We start from the raw sequence: 240 nt of genomic DNA, 5'->3' as shown, positions 1-240 counted from the left end.
ACGCTGGCGTTGTGCCAACCCGTGTCCTTGTCCCACCGCACTTCCACCATGTGCTCGGTGAAGTGCAGACCAAAACCGGGGGCGGCCAGGATGCGTTCACGCTCCTCGCTGCTGCGCGGCTGGGCGGACCGGGTGGTGGTGAAGCTCACGGAAGACTGGGACACCGGAAATTTCCTGTTCTGGTTACGGGGTCAATTACAGCATGCCGGTTTCAAGGCGGGCGGCCTCGGACATCATGTG

Annotated in this window: 1 pseudogene; it reads right to left on the bottom strand. The window is 62.5% G+C overall.

Annotated elements, in window-relative coordinates:
• Positions 1–164, bottom strand: a pseudogene (locus ACQG3P_RS22615) (branched chain amino acid aminotransferase); the annotation flags it as partial.
• Positions 165–240 lie beyond the last annotated feature (76 nt).

It is taken from the genome of Stenotrophomonas sp. SrG (assembly GCF_050031795.1).
Lineage (GTDB): Bacteria > Pseudomonadota > Gammaproteobacteria > Xanthomonadales > Xanthomonadaceae > Stenotrophomonas > Stenotrophomonas rhizophila_A.
The sequence above is the reverse complement of the archived record's forward strand: the minus strand, read 5'-3'. Positions and strand labels throughout refer to the sequence as shown.